22 protein-coding genes and 1 pseudogene are annotated in these 22,060 nt (G+C 65.8%); 18 read left to right on the forward strand and 5 right to left on the reverse strand.

Translation table 11 applies throughout. From position 1 onward, the window contains the following. Positions 1-71: 71 nt before the first annotated feature. From frr to G3N96_RS24750, 13 genes are all read left to right on the forward strand, one after another. Positions 72-632, forward strand: coding sequence for a ribosome recycling factor (gene frr / locus G3N96_RS24690; RefSeq protein WP_039342717.1), 561 nt, complete (start codon positions 72-74; stop codon positions 630-632). A 49-nt stretch (positions 633-681) separates the two neighbouring features. Further along, positions 682-1,464, forward strand: coding sequence for a polyprenyl diphosphate synthase (gene uppS / locus G3N96_RS24695; protein ID WP_006478494.1), 783 nt, complete (start codon positions 682-684; stop codon positions 1,462-1,464). Continuing rightward, positions 1,458-2,279: a phosphatidate cytidylyltransferase gene (locus G3N96_RS24700; protein WP_206138815.1), complete on the forward strand. Its 822-nt coding sequence runs from the start codon at positions 1,458-1,460 to the stop codon at positions 2,277-2,279. The genes uppS and G3N96_RS24700 overlap by 7 nt, the downstream gene beginning before the upstream one ends. Before the next feature lie 15 nt (positions 2,280-2,294). Beyond that, positions 2,295-3,491: a 1-deoxy-D-xylulose-5-phosphate reductoisomerase gene (locus G3N96_RS24705; protein ID WP_089440438.1), complete on the forward strand. Its 1,197-nt coding sequence runs from the start codon at positions 2,295-2,297 to the stop codon at positions 3,489-3,491. Between the two features lie 11 nt (positions 3,492-3,502). Beyond that, a complete protein-coding gene (rseP, locus tag G3N96_RS24710) occupies positions 3,503-4,873 on the forward strand; it encodes an RIP metalloprotease RseP (RefSeq protein ID WP_206138816.1) in 1,371 nt (456 codons plus the stop codon). Between the two features lie 61 nt (positions 4,874-4,934). Next, a complete protein-coding gene (gene bamA, locus G3N96_RS24715; protein WP_089473095.1) occupies positions 4,935-7,244 on the forward strand; it encodes an outer membrane protein assembly factor BamA in 2,310 nt (769 codons plus the stop codon). 64 nt (positions 7,245-7,308) lie between these two features. Further along, positions 7,309-7,806, forward strand: coding sequence for an OmpH family outer membrane protein (locus G3N96_RS24720; RefSeq protein WP_011352452.1), 498 nt, complete (start codon positions 7,309-7,311; stop codon positions 7,804-7,806). Between the two features lie 16 nt (positions 7,807-7,822). Then, positions 7,823-8,902, forward strand: a complete 1,080-nt coding sequence (gene lpxD, locus G3N96_RS24725) for a UDP-3-O-(3-hydroxymyristoyl)glucosamine N-acyltransferase (RefSeq protein ID WP_124584569.1) — start codon at positions 7,823-7,825, stop codon at positions 8,900-8,902. 129 nt (positions 8,903-9,031) lie between these two features. Beyond that, a complete protein-coding gene (gene fabZ / locus G3N96_RS24730) occupies positions 9,032-9,499 on the forward strand; it encodes a 3-hydroxyacyl-ACP dehydratase FabZ (protein ID WP_011352450.1) in 468 nt (155 codons plus the stop codon). Positions 9,500-9,557: 58 nt separating this feature from the next. Further along, the gene (lpxA, locus tag G3N96_RS24735) at positions 9,558-10,346 is read left to right on the forward strand and encodes an acyl-ACP--UDP-N-acetylglucosamine O-acyltransferase (protein ID WP_089425682.1); all 789 of its coding nucleotides are present in this window, start codon (positions 9,558-9,560) and stop codon (positions 10,344-10,346) included. 3 nt (positions 10,347-10,349) lie between these two features. Beyond that, positions 10,350-11,519 carry a lipid-A-disaccharide synthase gene (gene lpxB, locus G3N96_RS24740; RefSeq protein ID WP_089473092.1) on the forward strand — a complete coding sequence of 390 codons (1,170 nt, stop codon included), beginning with the start codon at positions 10,350-10,352 and terminating at the stop codon, positions 11,517-11,519. Then, positions 11,516-12,160 carry a ribonuclease HII gene (gene rnhB, locus G3N96_RS24745; protein WP_089425680.1) on the forward strand — a complete coding sequence of 215 codons (645 nt, stop codon included), beginning with the start codon at positions 11,516-11,518 and terminating at the stop codon, positions 12,158-12,160. Before lpxB ends, rnhB begins: the two co-directional genes overlap by 4 nt. Further along, positions 12,157-12,939 carry an RNA methyltransferase gene (locus tag G3N96_RS24750; RefSeq protein ID WP_069248269.1) on the forward strand — a complete coding sequence of 261 codons (783 nt, stop codon included), beginning with the start codon at positions 12,157-12,159 and terminating at the stop codon, positions 12,937-12,939. The genes rnhB and G3N96_RS24750 overlap by 4 nt, the downstream gene beginning before the upstream one ends. A gap of 96 nt (positions 12,940-13,035) precedes the next feature. Here the strand turns inward: G3N96_RS24750 and G3N96_RS24755 are convergent, their stop codons facing one another. Continuing rightward, a complete protein-coding gene (locus tag G3N96_RS24755) occupies positions 13,036-13,851 on the reverse strand; it encodes a pyruvate, water dikinase regulatory protein (RefSeq protein ID WP_011352445.1) in 816 nt (271 codons plus the stop codon). 376 nt (positions 13,852-14,227) lie between these two features. On the opposite strand from G3N96_RS24755, the gene ppsA reads away from it, so the two are divergent. The 3 genes from ppsA (at position 14,228) to G3N96_RS24770 (ending at position 18,284) form a co-directional block, all read left to right on the forward strand. After that, on the forward strand, positions 14,228-16,627 hold the full coding sequence (ppsA, locus tag G3N96_RS24760; RefSeq protein WP_124584565.1) for a phosphoenolpyruvate synthase: 2,400 nt from the start codon (positions 14,228-14,230) through the stop codon (positions 16,625-16,627). 253 nt (positions 16,628-16,880) lie between these two features. Beyond that, positions 16,881-17,315, forward strand: a complete 435-nt coding sequence (locus G3N96_RS24765) for an NfeD family protein (protein ID WP_046545972.1) — start codon at positions 16,881-16,883, stop codon at positions 17,313-17,315. Positions 17,316-17,348: 33 nt separating this feature from the next. Next, entirely contained in the window at positions 17,349-18,284 is a 936-nt protein-coding gene (locus G3N96_RS24770; protein WP_089425677.1) for an SPFH domain-containing protein, read from the forward strand. A gap of 240 nt (positions 18,285-18,524) precedes the next feature. On the opposite strand, the gene smpB is transcribed toward G3N96_RS24770, so the two are convergent. Further along, on the reverse strand, positions 18,525-18,971 hold the full coding sequence (gene smpB / locus G3N96_RS24775) for an SsrA-binding protein SmpB (protein ID WP_039342760.1): 447 nt from the start codon (positions 18,969-18,971) through the stop codon (positions 18,525-18,527). A gap of 98 nt (positions 18,972-19,069) precedes the next feature. Here smpB and G3N96_RS24780 point away from each other — a divergent pair, with 98 nt between their 5' ends. Then, on the forward strand, positions 19,070-19,507 hold the full coding sequence (locus G3N96_RS24780; RefSeq protein ID WP_034188832.1) for a type II toxin-antitoxin system RatA family toxin: 438 nt from the start codon (positions 19,070-19,072) through the stop codon (positions 19,505-19,507). Positions 19,508-19,511: 4 nt separating this feature from the next. Beyond that, positions 19,512-19,835 (forward strand): RnfH family protein, encoded by a 324-nt coding sequence (locus tag G3N96_RS24785; protein WP_043190875.1) that lies wholly within the window; start codon positions 19,512-19,514, stop codon positions 19,833-19,835. 54 nt (positions 19,836-19,889) lie between these two features. Here G3N96_RS24785 and G3N96_RS24790 read toward each other — a convergent pair whose 3' ends face one another. From G3N96_RS24790 to G3N96_RS24800, 3 genes and pseudogenes are all read right to left on the reverse strand, one after another. Next, entirely contained in the window at positions 19,890-20,873 is a 984-nt protein-coding gene (locus G3N96_RS24790; protein WP_206138817.1) for a DMT family transporter, read from the reverse strand. A gap of 136 nt (positions 20,874-21,009) precedes the next feature. Continuing rightward, positions 21,010-21,696: a glutamine cyclotransferase gene (locus G3N96_RS24795; protein WP_206138818.1), complete on the reverse strand. Its 687-nt coding sequence runs from the start codon at positions 21,694-21,696 to the stop codon at positions 21,010-21,012. A 31-nt stretch (positions 21,697-21,727) separates the two neighbouring features. Beyond that, positions 21,728-22,060, reverse strand: a pseudogene (locus G3N96_RS24800) (helix-turn-helix domain-containing protein); the annotation flags it as partial.

Consider the following 22,060-nt stretch of genomic DNA (forward strand, 5'->3'; position numbering starts at 1 on the left):
TCGGCCGCGGCGCACCCGATGCGCCGGGCAGGGCCCGTGTTCTTTGAAGGTTAGAAGGTTCGGAGGTTGAAATGAGTGTCGCTGATACCAAGAAGGGCGTCGAGCAAAAGATGCAGCGCTCGATCGAAGCGTTCAAGAACGATCTGGCAAAGATCCGTACGGGCCGTGCACACACCGGTCTGCTCGATCACGTGCAGGTCGACTACTACGGCTCGATGGTGCCGATCTCGCAGGTCGCCAACCTGACGCTCGTCGATGCGCGCACGATCGGCGTGCAGCCGTGGGAAAAGAACATGGTCGCGAAGGTCGAGAAGGCCATTCGCGAAGCCGACCTGGGCCTGAACCCGGCCACCGCCGGCGACCTGATCCGCGTGCCGATGCCCGCGCTGACGGAAGAGCGCCGCCGCGAGCTGACCAAGGTCGTCAAGAGCGAAGGCGAAACGGCCAAGGTCGCGATCCGCAACCTGCGCCGCGACGCGAACGAAGCACTCAAGAAGCTCGTGAAGGACAAGGAAATCTCGGAAGACGACGAGCGCCGCGCGAGCGACGACGTGCAGAAGCTGACCGACAAGCACGTGGCCGAAATCGACAAGCTCGTGCAGAGCAAGGAAGCCGAGATCATGACGGTCTGACGACCGTCCTCGCGCGCCGCCTTCTTCCCGCATTACTGTCTCAACGGCCATGACCTATACCAGCTCTACCGTTCGCGTGCCTGACGTCGGCGTCGTGCCGCGTCATATCGCGATCATCATGGACGGCAACGGCCGTTGGGCGACCGAACGCCGCTTGCCGCGCGTCGCGGGGCACACCCGCGGCGTCGATGCCGTGCGGGCGGTGGTCGAAGGCTGCGCGCGCGCCGGCGTCGAATACCTGACGCTGTTCGCGTTCAGTTCGGAGAACTGGCGCCGTCCGAACGACGAAGTGTCGTTCCTGATGCGCCTTTTCATCACCGCGCTCGAGCGCGAGGTCGGCAAGCTTCACGCGAACGGGATCCGCCTGCGTGTCGTCGGCGATCTCGACCGCTTCGAGCCGCGCATCCGCGAACTGATTCGCCGCGCCGAAACCAAGACGGCGCGCAATACCCGTCTTACGCTCACCATCGCAGCCAACTACGGCGGCCGGTGGGACATCCTGCAGGCGACGAAGAAGCTCGTCGAGCAGGCCGTGCGCGAGGGTCGCGAGGTCGAAGTGACCGAGGACGCTTTCGCGCCGCACCTGGCGATGGCCTATGCGCCGGAGCCCGATCTCTTCATCCGTACCGGTGGCGAGCAGCGCGTCAGCAACTTCCTGCTGTGGCAACTCGCGTACGCCGAATTCTATTTCACCGACAAATACTGGCCGGATTTCGACGGCGCGGCGCTGGCCGACGCCATGGCATCGTATACGGAGCGCGAGCGCCGTTTCGGCCGCACGAGCGCACAGCTCGAACCGCAATCGCAGAACGCCGACTCCCTTTCATGCTGAAAACCCGTGTGATCACGGCGATCGTGATGCTGGCGGTCCTGCTGCCGGTGACGCTGTTCGCGCCGCTCGCCGCGTTCGGCGCGCTGATCGGCGTCGTGCTCGTGTTTGCCGCGTGGGAATGGGCGCGCCTGCTCAAGCTCGGCCGCGCCGGCCCGGTCGTCTATGCCGTCGTCGCGGCGCTGGCGCTCGCGGCAACGGCGCCGCTCGGCGTCGATGCGGCTTCGTCCCGTCCCCTTTTCATGGCAGCCGGCGTGTTCTGGCTGCTGGTCGGCCCGTTCACGCTGCGGCGCAAGCCGGCGCTCGCGGGCGGCGTATGGCGGCCGTTCCTGCTCGCGGCCGGCCTCGTGGTCTTCGCGGCCTGCTGGCATGCGCTCGTCGCGGCGCGTGCGCAGGGCGTACCGTTCGTGCTGTCGCTGCTTCTGGTCGTCTGGCTCGCCGATATCGGCGCATACTTCGCGGGCAAGGCCTTCGGAAAGCGTAAACTGGCCATCACGATCAGCCCCGGCAAGAGCTGGGAAGGCGCGATCGGTGGCTGGCTCGCCGTGATGGTCGTCGCCGGTGTCGCGATGACCGTGCATGCGTTCGAGCCGACCCTGTTTTCCGCGTTCGCCGTGCGCTACGGGATGCCCGGCGCATGGGCCGCACTGACGCTGCTGGTTGCATACAGCGTGATCGGCGACCTGTTCGAGTCGTTGCTGAAGCGGCAGGCGGGCGTGAAGGATTCGAGCGGACTGCTGCCAGGCCATGGCGGCGTGCTCGACCGTGTCGACGCGCTGCTGCCGGTGCTGCCGCTCGCAATGCTGCTGCTTGGTTAAACCACTCATTCTGTTATGCAAAAACGCCTGACATTGCTCGGTTCCACGGGCTCCATCGGAGACAGCACGCTCGACGTGGTCGCGCGCCATCCCGAGCGCTTCTCGGTCTATGCGCTGACCGCACACCGCAACGGCGACAAGCTGGTCGAGCAATGCCTGCGCTTCGCGCCCGAGGTGGCGGTGGTCGGCGATGCCGAGACGGCCGCGCAGGTCGACGCGAAACTGCGCGCGGCGGGCAGCAAGACGACCGTGCTGCACGGGCCGCAGGCGCTCGTCGATGTGTCGAAGAGCGATGGCTGCGACACGGTGGTCGCGGCGATCGTCGGTGCGGCCGGCATGGCGCCGAGCCTCGCGGCCGCGCGCGCCGGCAAGCGCATCCTGCTCGCGAACAAGGAGGCGCTGGTGATGTCGGGCGCGATCTTCATGGACGCCGTGCGCGACCATGGCGCGATCCTGCTGCCGGTCGACAGCGAACACAACGCGATCTTCCAGTGCATGCCGCGCGACGCGGCCGAGCATGGCGGGATCTCGAAGATCATCCTGACCGCGTCGGGCGGCCCGTTCCGCACACGCGAACCGGCCACGCTCGTCGACGTGACGCCGGACGAGGCGTGCAAGCACCCGAACTGGGTGATGGGCCGCAAGATCTCGGTCGATTCCGCGACGATGATGAACAAGGGCCTCGAGGTGATCGAGGCGCACTGGATCTTCGGGCTGCCGGGCGAGCGCATCGACGTGCTGATCCACCCGCAGAGCGTGATCCATTCGCTCGTGTCGTATCGCGACGGCTCGGTGCTCGCGCAGCTCGGCAACCCCGACATGCGCACGCCGATCGCGCACGCGCTCGCGTTCCCCGAGCGTGTCGATGCGGGCGTCGAACAACTCGATCTCGCGCAAATTGCCCAGCTGTCGTTCGAGAAGCCCGACTACGCGCGCTTCCCGTGTCTCGCGCTCGCGCTGAAGGCGCTTGAGGAAGGCGGCATCGCGAGCGCCGCATTGAACGCGGCGAACGAAGTCGCGGTCGAAGCGTTTCTCGAGCGCCGCATCGGCTTCATGGCGATTGCGGCGACGGTCGACGCCGTGCTCAACGCGCTGCCGAACCGTACGCCCGACGGGCTCGAGGATGTCCTGGCGGCGGATGCCGAGGCACGCCGCCTCGCCGCCGAGATCATTGCGAAAGCGCCTGCGCCACGCGTGGAGCGCACTGTCTGAATGGGGTGCTCATGAACGTGCTGGTCGAACTGATCGCGTTTGCGGTGGCGATCGGGGTGCTGGTCGTCGTGCATGAGTACGGACACTATCGCGTCGCGCGCTGGTGCGGCGTGAAGGTGCTGCGTTTCTCGATCGGCTTCGGCCAGCCCGTCGCGCGCTGGGTCAGCCGCAGGACGGGCACCGAGTGGACGCTGTCGGCGCTGCCGCTCGGCGGCTACGTGAAGATGCTCGACGAGCGCGATCCCGGCCCCGGCATCGCGCCCGAGGAGCTCGGCCAGGCGTTCAACCGGCAGTCCGTCTACAAGCGCATCGCGATCGTTGCAGCCGGGCCGATTGCCAACTTCCTGTTGGCAATCGCGCTGTTTTCGGTCGTATTCGCCACCGGCGTAACCGAGCCGGCCGCGATCGTCGCACCGCCGGCCACCGGCACGGTGGCGGCGCGCGCGGGCTTCGACGGCAGCGAGAAGATCGTGTCGATCCGCAACGCGCAGGGCGGCGAGGCCGAGCCGGTGCGGTCGTGGTCGGACCTGCGCTGGAAGCTGCTGGCCGCTGCATTCGATCACCGCGAGATCGTGCTCGGCGCACGCGACGGCAACACGACGTTCGATTTCCGCGTCGACCTCCGCCATGTTCCCGAAAGTCAGCTCGACGACGATTTCATGGCCCATCTGGGCTTCGAGACCGGCGGCGGCACGCTGTCGGTCGCGTCGGTGCAGCCCGGCAGCGCGGCGGAGCAGGCGGGCCTGAAGTCCGGCGACAAGCTGGTCGCGCTCGACGGCAAGCCGATCGGCGGCGCGTCGCGCTTCATCGATTTCGTGAAACACCATGCGGGCAAGCCGCTCGACCTGCAGATCGAGCGCGACGGCGCCGCGCAGACGGTGTCGATCGTGCCGCAGATGCAGCGCGACGACGAATCGGGGCAGCAGGTCGGCCGTATCGGCGCGGCGCTGTCGATGCATGCGCCGTCCGTCGACGTGCGATATGGGCCGATCGAAAGCCTGCAGCTCGGCGCACACCGTACGTGGGACATCTCCGTGTATTCGCTGAAGATGTTCGGGCGCATGATCACGGGCAACGCATCGCTGAAGAACCTGTCCGGCCCGGTGACGATCGCGGACTACGCGGGCAAGAGTGCGCGGCTCGGTCCGGCGGCGTTCCTGTCGTTCCTCGCCCTTGTCAGCATTAGCCTTGGCGTCCTGAACTTGTTGCCGATTCCCGTTTTGGACGGGGGGCATCTGTTATATTATGCGGTTGAAGCCGCGACCGGGAAAGCCGTCTCGGAGCGCTGGCAGCTGATTCTGCAAAGAGCCGGGTTGATCTGCATCGTCGCATTGTCGGCGATCGCGCTGTTCAACGATCTGGCTCGGTTAATCCATTTCTGAAGCGTCAGGCGGCGGCCGCTGGGCAGCCGCCTGATTTGATGCAGCTAAATATTGGGGATGCATGTTGTTCAAACCTCATCGCTTTGTACCTAAGACAGTTGCAGCGGCCGCGCTCGCCGCGCACGGCCTCGCGGCCCATGCAGCGGCACCGTTCGTGGTGCAAGACATCAAGATCGAGGGGCTGCAGCGCGTCGAAGCGGGTTCGGTGTTCGCCTACCTGCCGATCAAGCAGGGCGATACCTTCACGGACGACAAGGCATCCGAAGCAATCCGCGCGCTGTACGCGACGGGCTTCTTCAACGACGTACGCATCGCCACGCAGGGCAACGTCGTGATCGTGCAGGTGCAGGAGCGTCCGGCCATCGCGTCGATCGACTTCACCGGCACGAAGGAATTCGACAAGGACAACCTGACGAAGGCGCTGCGGGCAGTCGGCCTCGCCGACGGCCGCTACTACGACAAGGCGCTCGTCGACAAGGCGGAGCAGGAACTCAAGCGCCAGTACCTCACGCGCGGCTTCTACGCGGCCGAGGTCAAGACGACGGTCACGCCGGTCGACGCGAACCGCGTGTCGATCCTGTTCGCGGTGGCCGAAGGTCCGAGCGCGAAGATCCGCCAGATCAACTTCATCGGCAACAAGGCCTTCAGCACCAGCACGCTGCGCGACGAAATGCAGCTGTCGACGCCGAACTGGTTCTCCTGGTACACGAAGAACGACCTGTACTCGAAGGAAAAGCTCACCGGCGACCTCGAGGCGGTGCGCTCGTACTACCTGAATCGCGGCTATCTCGAGTTCAACATCGATTCGACCCAGGTGTCGATCTCGCCCGACAAGAAGGACATGTACCTGACGGTCACGCTGCATGAAGGCGAGCCGTACACGGTGTCGGGCATCAAGCTGTCGGGCAACCTGCTCGATCGCGAAGCCGAACTCAACAAGCTGATCAAGATCAAGCCGGGCGATCGCTTCTCGGCCGAAAAGCTGCAACAGACCACCAAGTCGATCGTCGACAAGCTCGGTGAGTACGGCTACGCATTCGCGACCGTCAACGCGCAGCCGGACATCGACCAGGCGAACCACAAGGTGAACCTGAACCTCGTCGTCGATCCGAGCCGCCGCGTGTACGTGCGCCGCATCAACGTCGTCGGCAATACGCGCACGCGCGACGAAGTGGTGCGCCGCGAAATGCGCCAGCTCGAAAGCTCGTGGTTCGATTCGAACCGCCTCGCGCTGTCGAAGGATCGCGTGAACCGTCTCGGCTACTTCACCAACGTCGACGTGACGACGCTGCCGGTCGAAGGCACGAACGACCAGGTCGACGTGAACGTGAAGGTCGACGAAAAGCCGACCGGCGCGATCACGCTGGGCGCGGGCTTCTCGTCGACGGACAAGGTCGTGCTGTCGGCGGGCGTGTCGCAGGACAACGTGTTCGGTTCGGGTACCAGCCTGTCGGTGAACGTCAACACCGCGAAGAGCTACCGCACGCTGACCGTCACGCAGGTCGACCCGTACTTCACGGTCGACGGCATCAAGCGGATCACGGACGTCTACTACCGCACGTACCAGCCGCTCTACTATTCGACGAGCTCGAGTTTCCGGATCATCAGCGCGGGCGGCAACCTGAAGTTCGGCATCCCGTTCTCGGAAGTCGACACCGTCTATTTCGGCGCGGGCTTCGAGCAGAACCGTCTCGACGTCGATTCGAACACGCCGCAGAGCTACCAGGATTACGTGAACCAGTTCGGCCGCGTGTCGAACACGGTGCCGCTGACGGTCGCGTGGTCGCGCGACGCGCGAGACAGCGCGCTGATTCCGAGCCGCGGCTACTTCACGCAGGCGAACATGGAGTACGGCGTGCCGGTCGGCAAGATCCAGTACTACAAGGCCGACCTGCAGGCCCAGTACTACTATTCGTTCTCGCGCGGCTTCATCCTGGGCCTGAACCTGCAAGGCGGCTACGGTAACGGTATCGGCAACCCGTACCCGATCTTCAAGAACTACTACGCGGGCGGTATCGGCTCCGTGCGTGGCTACGAGCCGAGCTCGCTGGGCCCGCGCGACACGAAGACGAACGACCCGATCGGCGGTTCGAAGATGGTCGTCGGCAACATCGAGCTGACGTTCCCGCTGCCGGGCACGGGCTACGACCGCACGCTGCGCGTGTTCACGTTCCTCGACGGCGGTAACGTGTGGGGCAACGCGCCGGGCGGCACGAGTACGGGCGCCAACGGCCTGCGTTACGGCTACGGTGTGGGTCTCGCGTGGATCTCGCCGATCGGCCCGCTGAAGCTGAGCCTCGGGTTCCCGCTGCAGAAGCATGAAGGCGACCAGTACCAGAAATTCCAGTTCCAGATCGGGACGGCGTTCTGACCGAACGCATGACAACAGCAACGAGAGGGTAATTTTGCTAACCGGTAAGTTTTCGAAACGAGTGATGTGCGCGCTGACCGTTGCGCTGGCCTTGGGCGCGGCAACGGTGCACGCACAGGACGTCGCCCGCATCGCGGCGGTCAATTCGGATCGGATCCTGCGCGAGTCGGTGCCCGCGAAGGCGGCGCAGACGAAGCTCGAAGCCGAGTTCGCGAAGCGCGACAAGGATCTGCAGGATCTGGCGGCGCGCCTGAAGTCGATGTCCGATTCGCTGGACAAGAACGGCGCGTCGCTGTCGGCGGCCGACCGCGCGCAGAAGCAGCGTGATCTCGCCCAGCTCGATACCGACTTCCAGCGCAAGCAGCGCGAGTTCCGCGAAGACCTGAACCAGCGCCGCAACGAGGAACTGGCGGCCGTGCTCGAGCGGGCGAACAAGGTCATCAAGCAGATCGCCGAGCAGCAGAATTATGACCTGATCGTGCAGGAAGCCGTGTACGTCAGCCCGCGCATCGACATCACCGACAAGGTGCTCAAGGCGCTCGCGTCCGGCTCGACGAACTGAACGGAGCAGACGACGAATGGCATTGACGCTTGAGGAACTCGTAAAGCGGTTCGGCGGCGAGATCGCCGGCGACGCACAGTGCAAGGTGGGCGGGCTCGCACCGCTCGACCAGGCAGGCGCGCAGCAACTCGCGTTCCTCGCGAATCCGAAGTACCTGTCGCAGGTCGAGTCGACCCGCGCCGGCGCTGTGCTGATCGCGCCGAAGGATCTGGAAAAGCTGGGCGCGGCCGCTGCAGGCCGCAATTTCATCGTCACGCCGAATCCGTACGCGTACTTCGCGCGCGTCGCGCAGATGTTCATCGACCTGGCCACGCCGCAGCGCGCCGCCGGCGTGCATCCGAGCGCGACGATCGATCCGGCCGCGCAGGTCGCCGCGAGCGCCGTGATCGGCCCGCACGTGACGGTCGAGGCCGGGGCGGTGATCGAGGACGGCGTGCAGCTCGATGCGAACGTCTTCATCGGCCGCGGCACGACGATCGGCGCGGGCTCGCACCTGTATCCGAACGCGTCGGTGTACCACGGCTGCAAGGTCGGCCCGCGCGCGATCATCCATGCGGGCGCCGTGATCGGCTCCGACGGCTTCGGCTTCGCGCCGGATTTCGTCGGCGACGGCGATGCGCGCACCGGCAGCTGGGTCAAGATCCCGCAGGTCGGCGGCGTCACGATCGGCCCGGACGTCGAGATCGGCGCGAACACGACGATCGATCGCGGCGCGATGGCGGATACCGTCATCGAGGAATGCGTGAAGATCGACAACCAAGTGCAGATCGGCCACAACTGCCGGATCGGCGCCTACACGGTGATCGCCGGCAGCGCCGGGATCGCGGGCAGTACGACGATCGGCCGCCACTGCATGATCGGCGGCGCGGCCGGGATCGCCGGCCACGTGACGCTCGGCGACTATGTCATCATCACCGCGAAGTCGGGCGTATCGAAGTCGCTGCCGAAGGCCGGCATCTATACCAGCGCGTTCCCGGCCGTCGACCACGGCGAATGGAACAAGAGCGCCGCGCTCGTGCGCAATCTCGACAAGCTGCGCGAGCGCATCAAGGCGCTCGAAGCCGCGCTCGCCGCCCAGGGCGGCACGGACGCCTGAGCGCATCATGCGAGACCTCGAACCGGGCACGGCCAGCGCAACCGGCCCGGTTTGCCAGACTGGGCCGTACGCCGGCCCACTTCAGCCTTTGCATCACCACCGCGCAGCCTCTGCGTGAGACGAACCATCATGAGCACTGAAAAAATCAATCTCGACATCCACAAGATCCTCACGCTGCTGCCGCATCGCTACCCGATTCTGCTCGTCGATCGCGTGCTCGAACTCGAACCGCACAAGGGCATCAAAGCGCTGAAGAACGTGTCGATCAACGAGCCGTACTTCCAGGGGCATTTCCCGAAGCGGCCGGTGATGCCGGGCGTGCTGATCCTCGAAGCGCTCGCGCAGGCCGCGGCGCTGCTGACCTTCTCGGAAGAGCAGCCGAAGGATCCGGAGAACACGCTGTACTACTTCGTCGGGATCGACGGTGCGCGCTTCAAGCGTCCGGTCGAGCCGGGCGACCAACTGATTCTGAACGTGACGTTCGAACGCTACATCCGCGGCATCTGGAAGTTCAAGGCGGTGGCGGAAGTGGACGGCAAGGTGGCGGCGGAAGCCGAACTGATGTGCACGGTCAAGACGACCGACGTGGCGCCCTGAGCGACGCGGCACGGACAGGCAACGCAACGCGACACATCACATCGAGAGGCAACGGCGCATGACCAGGATTCATCCCACCGCGATTGTCGAACCGGGCGCGCAGATCGACGAATCGGTCGAGATCGGCCCGTACGCGATCGTCGGTCCGCACGTCACGATCGGCGCGCGTACGACGATCGGCTCGCACAGCGTGATCGAAGGCCATACGACGCTCGGCGAGGACAACCGTATCGGCCATTACGCGTCGGTCGGTGGTCGTCCGCAGGACATGAAGTACAAGGACGAGCCGACGAAGCTCGTGATCGGCAGCCGCAACACGATCCGCGAGTTCACGACGATCCACACGGGCACCGTGCAGGACGTCGGCGTGACGACGCTCGGTGACGACAACTGGATCATGGCCTATGTGCACATCGGTCACGACTGCACCGTCGGCAACCACGTGATCCTGTCGAGCAACGCACAGATGGCCGGCCACGTCGAGATCGGCGACTGGGCGATCGTCGGCGGGATGTCGGGTGTCCACCAGTTCGTGCGCATCGGCGCGCACTCGATGCTGGGCGGCGCATCGGCGCTCGTGCAGGACATTCCGCCGTTCGTGATCGCGGCAGGCAACAAGGCCGAGCCGCACGGGATCAACGTCGAAGGGCTGCGCCGGCGCGGTTTCTCGCCCGACGCGATCTCCGCGCTGCGCAGCGCATACCGCCTGCTGTACAAGAACGGCCTGTCGCTCGAGGAGGCGAAAGTGCAGTTGCGCGAGCTGGCGGCGGCGGGCGGCGAGGGCGACGCACCCGTGAAGGCGCTCGTCGAGTTCATCGACGCGTCGCAACGCGGCATCATCCGCTAAGCGATGCCGCTTCCGACCTCTCAGCTCCGGCTCGCGATGGTGGCCGGCGAACCGTCGGGCGACCTGCTCGGCGCGTCGCTGCTCGGCGGGCTGCGCGAGCGGCTGCCCGAATCGGCCCAGTACTACGGGATCGGCGGGCCGCGCATGATCGCGCAGGGCTTCGACTCGCACTGGCAGATGGACAAGCTGACCGTGCGCGGCTATGTCGAGGCGCTGGGCCAGATTCCCGAGATCCTGCGGATTCGCGGCGAGCTGAAGCGCCAGTTGCTCGCCGAGCGGCCGGACGCGTTCATCGGCGTCGATGCGCCCGATTTCAACTTCAACGTCGAACAGGCGGCGCGCGACGCGGGCATCCCGTCGATCCACTTCGTGTGCCCGTCGATCTGGGCGTGGCGCGGCGGCCGGATCAAGAAGATCGCGAAGTCCGTCGATCACATGCTGTGCCTGTTCCCGTTCGAACCGGCGATTCTCGACAAGGCAGGCGTTGCCTCGACCTACGTCGGCCATCCGCTCGCCGACGAGATTCCGCTCGAGCCCGACACGCACGGTGCGCGTATCGCGCTCGGACTGCCGGCCGACGGCCCGGTGATCGCCGTGTTGCCGGGCAGCCGGCGCTCGGAAATCGCACTGATCGGCCCGACCTTCTTCGCGGCGATGGCGCTGATGCAGCAGCGCGAGCCCGGCGTGCGGTTCGTGATGCCGGCGGCCACGCCCGCGCTGCGCGCGTTGCTGCAGCCGCTCGTCGACGCGCATCCGCAGCTCGCGCTGACGATCACCGACGGCCGCTCGCAGGTCGCGATGACGGCTGCCGACGCGATCCTCGTGAAGAGCGGCACGGTCACGCTGGAAGCCGCGCTGCTGAAGAAGCCGATGGTGATCTCGTACAAGGTGCCCTGGCTGACCGGGCAGATCATGCGCCGGCAGGGTTACCTGCCGTACGTCGGCTTGCCGAACATCCTGGCGGGGCGTTTCGTCGTGCCCGAGCTGCTGCAGCATTTCGCGACGCCCGAGGCGCTCGCCGATGCGACGCTCACGCAGCTGCGTGACGATGCGAACCGCCGCACGCTGACCGAAGTCTTTACCGAAATGCATCTTTCGCTGCGGCAGAACACGGCCGTGAAGGCGGCCGAAGCGGTCGTGCGCGTGCTCGAACAACGCAAGGGGCGCGCATGACCGCAGTCCGTGCACCACGCCGCCGCGCGTCGAGCGACGTGCAGGGCGGTTTCGATTTCAGCCGCCCCGACGAGATCGTCTGCGGCGTCGACGAAGCGGGCCGCGGCCCGCTCGCGGGGCCGGTGGTGGCCGCCGCGGTGATCCTCGATCCGGCGCAGCCGATCGACGGGCTCGACGATTCGAAGGCGTTGTCCGCGAAGAAGCGCGACGCGCTGTATGAGCTGATCGTCGCGCGCTCGCTGTCGTATTGCGTCGCGTCGGCGAGCGTCGACGAGATCGACACGCTGAACATCCTGCACGCGACGATGCTCGCGATGAAGCGGGCGGTCGAAGGGCTGTCGGTCCTGCCGACGCTCGCGCAGATCGACGGCAACCGCTGCCCGACGCTGACCGTGCGCGCCGAGGCGATCGTCAGCGGCGACGCGCTCGTGCCGAGCATCTCGGCCGCGTCGATCCTCGCGAAGGTCACCCGTGACCGCATGCTCGTCGACCTGCACGAACGCTTCCCGGTGTACGGCTTCAACGTGCATGCGGGCTACGGCACCGTGAAACACCTTGCCGCGCTGCGCGAGCACGGCCCGTGCGAAGCCCATCGGCGTTCGTTCGCGCCGGTTCGTGCGGCACTCGACCTGATTCGATGAAAAGCATTACTTCCCGTGACAACCCGCTGTACAAGCGCCTGAAGGCGCTCGCGGGTTCGACGTCCCATCAACGCCGCGGTGGTCAGGCGCTGCTCGAAGGATTCCATCTCGCGAGCGCGTACCTCGATACGGGCGCGACGCCCGAGCTGTGCGTCACGACCGAAGGCGCGCTCGGCCATGCCGAAGCGCAGGCGATCGTCGCGCGCATCGATGCGCAGCGGATCGTCACGCTGCCCGACGCGCTGTTCGGGCAGTTGTCGAACGTCGTCAACGGCGTCGGCTTCCTGCTGCTCGTCGACCGGCCGGCGCAGCCGCTGCCGGCGCGCGTGACGCAGTCGTCGGTCGTGCTCGACGGCGTGCAGGACGCCGGCAACGTCGGTTCGATCCTGCGCAGCGCGGCGGCCGCAGGCGTGCGTCACGTGTTCTGTGCGCCGGGCACCGCGTATGCATGGTCGTCGAAGGTGCTGCGTTCGGGCATGGGCGCGCATTTCCTGCTGTCGATCCACGAGGACGTCGAAGCCGGCGCGCTCGCCGAGCGCCTCGCTGTGCCGGTCGCGCTGACCGACTCGCATGGCGCGCAGGCAGTCTATGACTGCGACCTGTCGGGGCCCGTTGCCTGGGTGTTCGGCAACGAGGGGGCGGGCGTGTCGGCGTTCTGGCGCGACGCGGCCACGCATCGCGTGACGATCCCGCAACCGGGCGGGATGGAGTCGCTGAACGTCGCGGCCGCGGCTGCGGTCTGCCTGTTCGAGCAGGTGCGTCAGCAGCGGCGTGCGTGACACCACACGCGTGCTCGCTCGGCACCATGAAAAAGACCGCGTTCGACGCGGTCTTTTTGTTTCCGGCGGCGACCAGGCCGCCGCCGGCGCTCAGGCTTAGTACGACTGCCGGTCGAGGCGGATTTCCTGCAGGATCGTCGTCGCGATTTCCTCGATCGACTTGTGCGTCGACGACAGCCACTTGATCCCCTCGCGGCGCATCATCGCTTCGGCTTCGTTGATCTCGTAGCGGCAGTTCTCGGGCGCCGCGTATTTGCTGCCCGGCCGGCGCTCGTTACGGATCTCCGACAGGCGCTGCGGGTCGATCGACAGCCCGAACAGCTTCTCGCTGTACGCGGCGAGCGCCGACGGCAGCTTGCCGCGCTCGAAATCTTCCGGAATCAGCGGGTAGTTGGCCGCCTTCACGCCGTACTGCATCGCGAGATACAGGCTCGTCGGCGTCTTGCCGCTGCGCGACACGCCGACGAGGATCACGTCGGCTTCCGACAGGTTGCGGTTCGACTGGCCGTCGTCGTGCGCGAGCGAGAAGTTGATCGCCTCGATCCGGGTCTTGTATTCCTCGGTGTCCGCGTTCTGGTGGCCGCGGCCCATCGCGTGGCTCGACTTGAGCTCCAGTTCCTGCTCGAGCGGTTCGACGAAGCGCTGGAACATGTCGAGCACGAGTGCGTTCGAGCGCTTGACGATGTCGTTCGACTCGCTGTCGACGAGCGTCGTGAACACGATCGCGCGGCGCCCGTCGTGCACGGCGGCCTCGTTGATCTTCTCGACGGTCGCATAGGCCTTGTCGAGCGAATCGACGAACGGCACGCGCACGAGACGGAATTTCTGGTCGAACTGGGAGAGGATCGAATGCGCGAAGGTTTCGGCAGTGATCCCGGTGCCGTCGGAGACGATGAATACGGTAGGCAGCATGAATCTGGGCGTCGAGCGTGAAGGGCGGTTGCGCGGGCGGCTGGAGGTTCGCCTCCAGACGCAGTGACAAGGTCGCGCCACATCCGGCAGCCGGCACGGTAGAATAGCGGCAACCTGTTGGATAAGCAATTGCGGGGGCAGGGCGCGAACGGCGCCCCAGGCTTCGCCGCTCGATTTCAAAATTCCCGGCAAGTGTGGCGATTTGTCTGAAAATATCGCTCTTCTGCCGGGATTTTTGCAAATCGGGTCGGAAGATCAGCCGCCGCTGCGATTGTTTCTCCAACAGGTTGCGCAAGACGCGCCGCGCCCTTTTGCAAGCGCCCGCGTCCAAGCCCACTTGCGCAATCGAGCATTTTTTTCACACTTAGGGGCTTGTATGACTAACGCAGCAAACGTCGCAAAGGACCAGGCGTATGTAATTCCGTTCGAGCAGTTGCGGATGACCGATGTGGAGATCGTCGGCGGCAAGAATGCGTCGCTGGGCGAAATGATCAGCCAGCTTTCCGAAGCAGGCGTTCGCGTACCCACCGGTTTCGCCACGACCGCGCTCGCGTTCCGCGATTTCCTCAAGCACAACGACCTTACCGACCGCATCGCCAAGCGTCTCGAGTCGCTCGACATCGACGACGTGAAAGCGCTCGCCGAAGCCGGCGCCGAAATCCGCAAGTGGATCGTCGATGCGCCGATGCAGGCACGTCTCGAGCAGGAAATCCGTGAGCAGTTCGAAACCCTGAAGAACAGCTCGCCGGGCGAGCTGTCGTTCGCCGTGCGTTCGTCCGCGACCGCGGAAGACCTGCCCGACGCATCGTTCGCCGGCCAGCAGGAGTCGTACCTGAACGTCGTCGGCATCGACGACGTGCTCGATCGCATGAAGCACGTGTTCGCGTCGTTGTACAACGACCGCGCGATCTCGTATCGCGTGCACAAGGGCTTCACGCACGCGGAAGTCGCCCTGTCTGCCGGCGTGCAGCGCATGGTCCGCTCGGACGTCGGCGCGGCCGGCGTGATGTTCACGATCGACACCGAATCGGGTTTCAAGGACGCCGTGTTCATCACGTCGAGCTACGGCCTGGGTGAAACCGTCGTGCAGGGCGCGGTGAACCCGGACGAGTTCTATGTGTTCAAGACGACGCTCGCACAGGACAAGTACCCGATCATCCGCCGCTCGATCGGCTCGAAGCTGATCAAGATGGAATTCACGCAGCCGGGCGAGCCGGGCCGCGTGAAGACGGTCGACGTGCCGCACGAGCAGCGCAACCGCTACTCGATCACCGACGAAGACGTGATCGAGCTGGCCAAGTACGCGGTCATCATCGAGAAGCACTACCAGCGTCCGATGGACATCGAGTGGGGCAAGGACGGCCGCGACGGCAAGATCTTCATCCTGCAGGCACGCCCGGAAACCGTGAAGAGCCAGGCGAGCGGCAAGGCCGAGCAGCGCTTCAAGCTGAAGGGCCAGTCGCAGGTGCTGGCAACGGGCCGTGCGATCGGCCAGAAGATCGGTGCGGGCCCCGTGCGCGTGATCCAGGATCCGTCGGAAATGGAACGCGTGCAGCCGGGCGACGTGCTGGTGGCCGACATGACCGACCCGAACTGGGAGCCGGTGATGAAGCGTGCAGCCGCGATCGTCACGAACCGTGGCGGCCGGACCTGCCACGCGGCGATCATCGCGCGTGAACTCGGCGTGCCGGCAGTCGTCGGCTGCGGCGACGCGACCGACATCCTGAAGGACGGCGCGCTCGTCACCGTGTCGTGCGCGGAAGGCGACGAAGGCAAGATCTACGACGGCCTGCTCGAGACGGAAGTCACGGAAGTGCAGCGCGGCGAACTGCCGGAAATCCCGGTCAAGATCATGATGAACGTCGGCAACCCGCAGCTCGCGTTCGACTTCTCGCAACTGCCGAACGGCGGCGTGGGTCTCGCGCGTCTCGAGTTCATCATCAACAACAACATCGGCGTTCACCCGAAGGCGATCCTCGAGTACCCGAACATCGACCAGGACCTGAAGAAGGCCGTCGAGAGCGTCGCGCGCGGTCACGCATCGCCGCGTCAGTTCTACGTCGACAAGCTGACGGAAGGTGTCGCGACGATCGCGGCGGCGTTCTATCCGAAGCCCGTGATCGTGCGTCTGTCCGACTTCAAGTCGAACGAGTACAAGAAGCTGATCGGCGGTTCGCGTTACGAGCCGGACGAGGAAAACCCGATGCTGGGCTTCCGCGGCGCGTCGCGTTACATCGCTGAGGACTTCGCGCAGGCGTTCGAGATGGAGTGCCGTGCACTGAAGCGCGTGCGCGACGAGATGGGCCTGACCAACGTCGAGATCATGGTGCCGTTCGTGCGTACCGTGAAGCAGGCGGAGCGCGTCGTCGGCCTGCTCGAGAAGTTCGGCCTGAAGCGCGGCGAAAACGGCCTGCGCCTCGTGATGATGTGCGAAGTCCCGACCAACGCGATCCTCGCCGAAGACTTCCTGCAGTTCTTCGACGGCTTCTCGATCGGCTCGAACGACCTCACGCAGCTCACGCTCGGCCTCGACCGCGATTCGGGCATGGAACTGCTGGCTGTCGACTTCGACGAACGCGACCCGGCCGTCAAGTTCCTGCTGAAGCGCGCGATCGATACCTGCCGCAAGATGGGCAAGTACGTCGGCATCTGCGGCCAGGGCCCGTCCGATCACCCGGACTTCGCGCAATGGCTGACGGACGAAGGCATCGTGTCGATCTCGCTGAACCCCGACACGATCATCGATACGTGGCAGGCGCTCGCCAACCGGAAGTAACGGTCGGTAACTTGCCATCGACGAAGGAGCGGCGCTGCTGCTCCTTCACTGAAGGCAGATTGCAAGGTTCATGCTATAAACACCCCGGTAGACACCGGGGTGTTTTTGTTTGTCGGTACGAAGCGGGCTGCTCCAAGCCTGCCGAGCGCACGCCCGGGAGCCACGAACAAATCGATCCGGAACAGCGCTTCAGCGCGTATTCTGGTTCCATGCCACGCAAGTGAACGTGGGAAACGTTTTTCTGGAGACCACAATGATGTCGGGGCATCTGTTCTGGTGGGTCGCGGTGGGCGTGCTGGTCGTGGCCGAGTTGCTGACGGGCACGTTCTACCTGCTGATGATCGCGCTCGGCTTTCTCGCGGGCGGGCTGCTGCAGCTGGCCGGTTTCGCGCCGCACGTGCAGTTCGGTGCGGCGGCCGTGGTCGCGATCGTCGCGATGGTCGTGTTGCGGCGTTCGGGGCTCGGCCGCAAGCAGAAGCGCGACACGTCGACGAATCCCGACGTCAATCTCGATATCGGCGCGACCGTCACGGTCGACGCGTGGCGTGACGGCCGGGCGCGCGTGCAGTATCGCGGCGCCGACTGGGATGTCGAGCTCGAGAACGGCGAGCGCGACGACGCGCACGTGTACCAGGTGAGTGCCGTGCGGGGCAATTGTCTCGTGGTCGTGGCGAAACCCGCGGGCTGATCGTCCGCCGATACAACAAGGAGGGAATATTTCATGGATTCGCTGATCATCTGGGTTGTCCTGCTCGTCATCGCGATCGTGATCGTGTCGAAGACGGTGAAGATCGTGCCGCAGCAGCATGCGTGGGTGCTCGAACGCTTCGGGCGCTATCACGCGACGCTGTCGCCCGGCCTGAACATCGTGCTGCCGTTCGTCGATCGAATCGCATACCGGCACGTGCTGAAGGAAATCCCGCTCGACGTGCCGAGCCAGGTCTGTATCACGCGCGACAACACGCAGCTGCAGGTCGATGGCGTGCTGTACTTCCAGGTGACCGATCCGATGAAGGCGTCGTACGGGTCGAGCAACTTCGTGCTCGCGATCACGCAGCTCGCGCAAACGACGTTGCGCTCGGTGGTCGGCAAGCTCGAACTCGACAAGACGTTCGAGGAGCGCGACTTCATCAACCACAACATCGTGTCGGCGCTCGATCAGGCCGCGGCGAACTGGGGGGTGAAGGTCCTGCGCTACGAGATCAAGGATTTGACGCCGCCGAAGGAAATCCTGCACGCGATGCAGGCGCAGATCACCGCGGAGCGTGAAAAGCGTGCGCTGATCGCCGCATCCGAAGGCCGCAAGCAGGAGCAGATCAATCTCGCGTCGGGCGCGCGCGAAGCGGCGATCCAGAAATCCGAAGGCGAGCGGCAGGCCGCGATCAACCAGGCGCAGGGCGAGGCCGCCGCGATTCTGGCGGTGGCCGAGGCGAACGCGCAGGCGATCCAGAAGATCGCGAACGCGATGCAATCGCAGGGCGGGATGGACGCGGTGAACCTGAAGGTGGCCGAGCAGTATGTCAGCGCATTCTCGAATCTCGCGAAGCAGGGCAACACGCTGATCGTGCCGTCGAACCTGTCGGATCTCGGCTCGGCGATCTCGTCGGCGCTGACGATCGTCAAGAGCGCGGGGGCCGCCTCGGGCGGGAAGGCCTGAGTCCGGATTTACGCAGGGCGCCGGCGGCCGCCGCGTGTGATCGGTGTGCGGCGAATCGTCGCGCAGCCGGATGCGGATGATGCCCGTGCGGTGCCGTCGTCGGTACCTTTCTTCGCCCGGAACCGGCGGCGTGGCGTGCCCGGGATCGCTCCTGTCCCTGGCGCGCCCGATTCATCTGGCACCCAAGCAACACGGCCCGCTTCGAGCGGGCCGTGTCGTGTGTGATGCGTGTCGCGCAGGTCAGGTGCCGGCGCGCATGATGCGTGCCTTTTCGCGTTCCCAGTCGCGCTTCTTCTCGGTTTCGCGCTTGTCGTGCAGCTTCTTGCCCTTCGCGAGCGCGATGTCGCACTTCACGCGACCGCCCTTGTAGTGGAAGTTCAGCGGCACGAGCGTGTAGCCGCGCTGCTCGACCTTGCCGATCAGTTTCTTGATTTCCTCGCGGTGCAGCAGCAGCTTGCGCGTGCGAACCGGGTCGGGCGTGATGTGGGTCGAAGCCTCGGGCAGCGGGCTGATATGGGTACCGATCAGGAAGATCTCGGCGTGCTTGATCACGACGTAACCTTCCCGGATCTGGCCGCGCCCGGCGCGCAGCGCCTTGACTTCCCAGCCCTCGAGCACGAGCCCCGCCTCGTAGCGTTCCTCGATGTGGTAATCGAAGTGCGCTTTCCTGTTGTCGATGATGCTCATGAAAGGATCGGGCCAACTCGTTTAAAATCACGATTTTAGCAAAGCGGGGCGGGAATCGCCCGGCTTGCGTTCTCACCTTGAGCGATGCCGCGCGATTTATGGCAGATGTCCAGAAAACCGTATTGATCCGTCATTCGGCGGAACAGATGTTCGACCTCGTCACCGACGTGGCCGACTACCCCAATTTCCTGCCCTGGTGCGGCGGTGTCGAGATTCGCCGTCAGGACGAGAGCGGGATGGAAGCGCGCATCGACATCAACTTCAAAGGCATCAAGCAGCATTTCGCGACGCGCAACACGCAGCAGCGCCCGACGCGGATCGACATGGAGTTCACGGACGGCCCGTTCAAGAAGTTCACGGGCTCGTGGCGCTTCACGGCACTGCGTGCCGATGCCTGCAAGATCGAATTCGCGCTGCACTACGAGTTCTCGAGCATCCTGCTCGAGAAGATCATCGGGCCCGTGTTCAGCCATATCGCGAACACGTTCGTCGATTCGTTCGTGAAGCGTGCCGACCAGCGCTACGGGAAGGGGTGACGCGATGCTGTCGATCGAAGTCTGCTACGCGCTGCCGGATCGCCAGACGCTGATTCCGCTGTCGCTGCCCGAAGGGGCGACCGTTCGTTCGGCGATCGATGCGAGCGGCGTGCTCGCGCTGCACCCGGAAATCGATCTCGCGAACGCGAAAACGGGTGTGTACGGCAAGCTTGCGCCGCTCGACGCACCGCTCGCCGACCACGACCGCGTCGAGATCTACCGTCCGTTGATCGTCGATCCGAAGCTCGCGCGCCAGCGGCGCGTCGACAAGTCGCGCCGCGCCGGCTCCATCGAGGGCCGCAAGTGGATGCACAAGGACGCGCGCTGACGCCGGCCATTCCACGCCTTTCGTCCCGATTCGTCTGATCAAACGCCGCGGCGCTCAGTGGGCCGCGGCGTTTGCGTTTGCCGGTGTGCTTCCCGATGTATTGCCGCCAGCGGGCGTGTCGCCGTGCTGCCGCACCGATCCGTAGACGCCCGCGAGCAGCAGCACCAGCGCGGCGATCTCGAGTGCATGCGGCATCCGCTGGTCGTACACGAACGCGTAAAGCATCGCGAACACGGTTTCGAATACGATCAGCTGACCCGACAGCGTAAGCGGCAGCCGCTTCGACGCGGCATTCCACAGCCCGTTGCCGAGCCACGACGCGCCGATCGCGAGCACCAGGTTCAGCAGCCAGAACAGTTGCCAGCGCGACGCCGGGACCGCTGTCTGCACGGTGCCGGCCGGCAGCGCGAGGATCGCGATCCAGACGAGCCCGCCGATCAGGCCCGTCACGACGCCCCACAGCACCGACCACTCGTTGCCGCCGAAATGGTGATGGCGCTGCAGATAGCGAGCGTTCGCGACCGCATACCAGGTCCAGCTCGCGAGCGCGCCGGCCGCGCAGGCAATGCCCGCGAGCTTCTGGCCGAGCGTCGTCGCATGCGCGGCCTCGGAGGTGAACAGGTCGACGTTGATGCAGACGATGCCCGCGATCACCAGCGCGAGCGGGGCCGCGAGCCGCCGCAGCGGCACGGCGCCGTGGTCGCCGAGGCCCGCGAGCGTGACCGTGACGGGCAGCACGCCGACGATCAGCGAGCTGGGCGCGATGCCGATGAGATGCACGGCGCCGGACAGCAGCATGTAGTACGCGACGTTGCCGACGACCGCGAGCCTGACCAGCGCGACGAGATCTTCGCGGGTCAGCCGCGTGAGCAGCGAGCGGGCGGCCGGCAGCGCGGCCGCCAGCGACACGAGGCCGTACATCGCGTAACGGCCGGCGCTCAGCAGCAGCGGCGAGAAGTCGGTCAGCAGCCGAGGAACGAGAAACACCATGCCCCACAGGGCACCTGCCAAAACACCATAGACCACACCGCGTCGCATCGACCGCTCCGAACACATGACTGACGAGCGCGCATCGTAGCGACGCGGCCGCCACGTCGTCTTGTTCATTCCTGCACTCGGCGCAGGGCGGAGTGCTGGCGTGCCGCGCCCGGGAGCGATTACCGCAGGCTGCGGATCATTCGTCAGCCGAATCGGGCGATGCGGCCGCGTTGTGGCCCGACGCCCCGGCCCGTGCGGGCCGACGCACGGTGCGCAACGTGCCGCTGTTGCCGCCGCCGCAGTAGAAGCAGTCGTGGCCGTCGGATTCGAGCCCCGATACGCCGACGCCAGCCGGCATGTCGATCTGCTCGAGCACCTGGCCGGTGCGCGGATCGATGTGCCGCAGGTCGGCCTGGTCGGCTTCCCAGGTACCGTGCCACAGCTCGCCATCGACCCACGTCACGCCGGTGACGAAGCGGTTCGATTCGATCGTGCGCAGCACGGCGCCCGTTTGCGGATCCACCTGATGAATCTTGCGTTCGCGGTACTGGCCGACCCACAGCGCGCCTTCGGCCCAGGCCAGCCCGGAATCGCCGCCGTTGCCCGGGGCAGGGATCGTCGCGAGCACGCGGCCCGATTCGGGATCGATCTTCTCGATGCGATCTTCGACGATCTGGTACAGGTGGCGGCCGTCGAACGCCGTGCCCGCATGCGCGGCGACGTCGAGCGAGCGGACGGTCGTGCCGCGTTCCGGGTCGAGCGCATTCAGCTTGTCGCCGGACGCGTACCACACGTACTGCCCGTCGTACGTGACGCCGTGTACGCCGTCGACGCCCGGAAACGGGCCGTATTCGCGAAGGATGTCTGCTCGGGAGCGTTTCATGTTCGTCACCTCGTCGTTCGGTGAGGTCATCCTAATCGCCCGGGAGCGGGGCGGGGAGTAACAAGGTCGTCGCGAAACCGGGCAGTGGCGGCGTCATCCAGCGGCGCGCGCGGCCGCGGCCCAGCGCCTGGACCTTGTCGGCTTCTGCGAGGGCGTCGAGCGCGCGCTGCACGGTGCGTTGGCTTGCGCCGAGGGCCAGCGCCAGCGCGGAGCTCGACCACGCTTCGCCATCGGCGAGGAGCGCGAGCACGGCCGCGTGGCGATCGTCGACCGGGCGCGCCAGCACGACGGTCTCGCGTATGCCGAGCGGTTCGAGCGCGAAGCCGCGCGGCGTGGCGACGACGTTCGCGAGCGGCCGCAGCAC

The organism is Burkholderia sp. Se-20373 (assembly GCF_017104705.1).
In the GTDB taxonomy this organism is placed as follows: Bacteria; Pseudomonadota; Gammaproteobacteria; order Burkholderiales; family Burkholderiaceae; genus Burkholderia.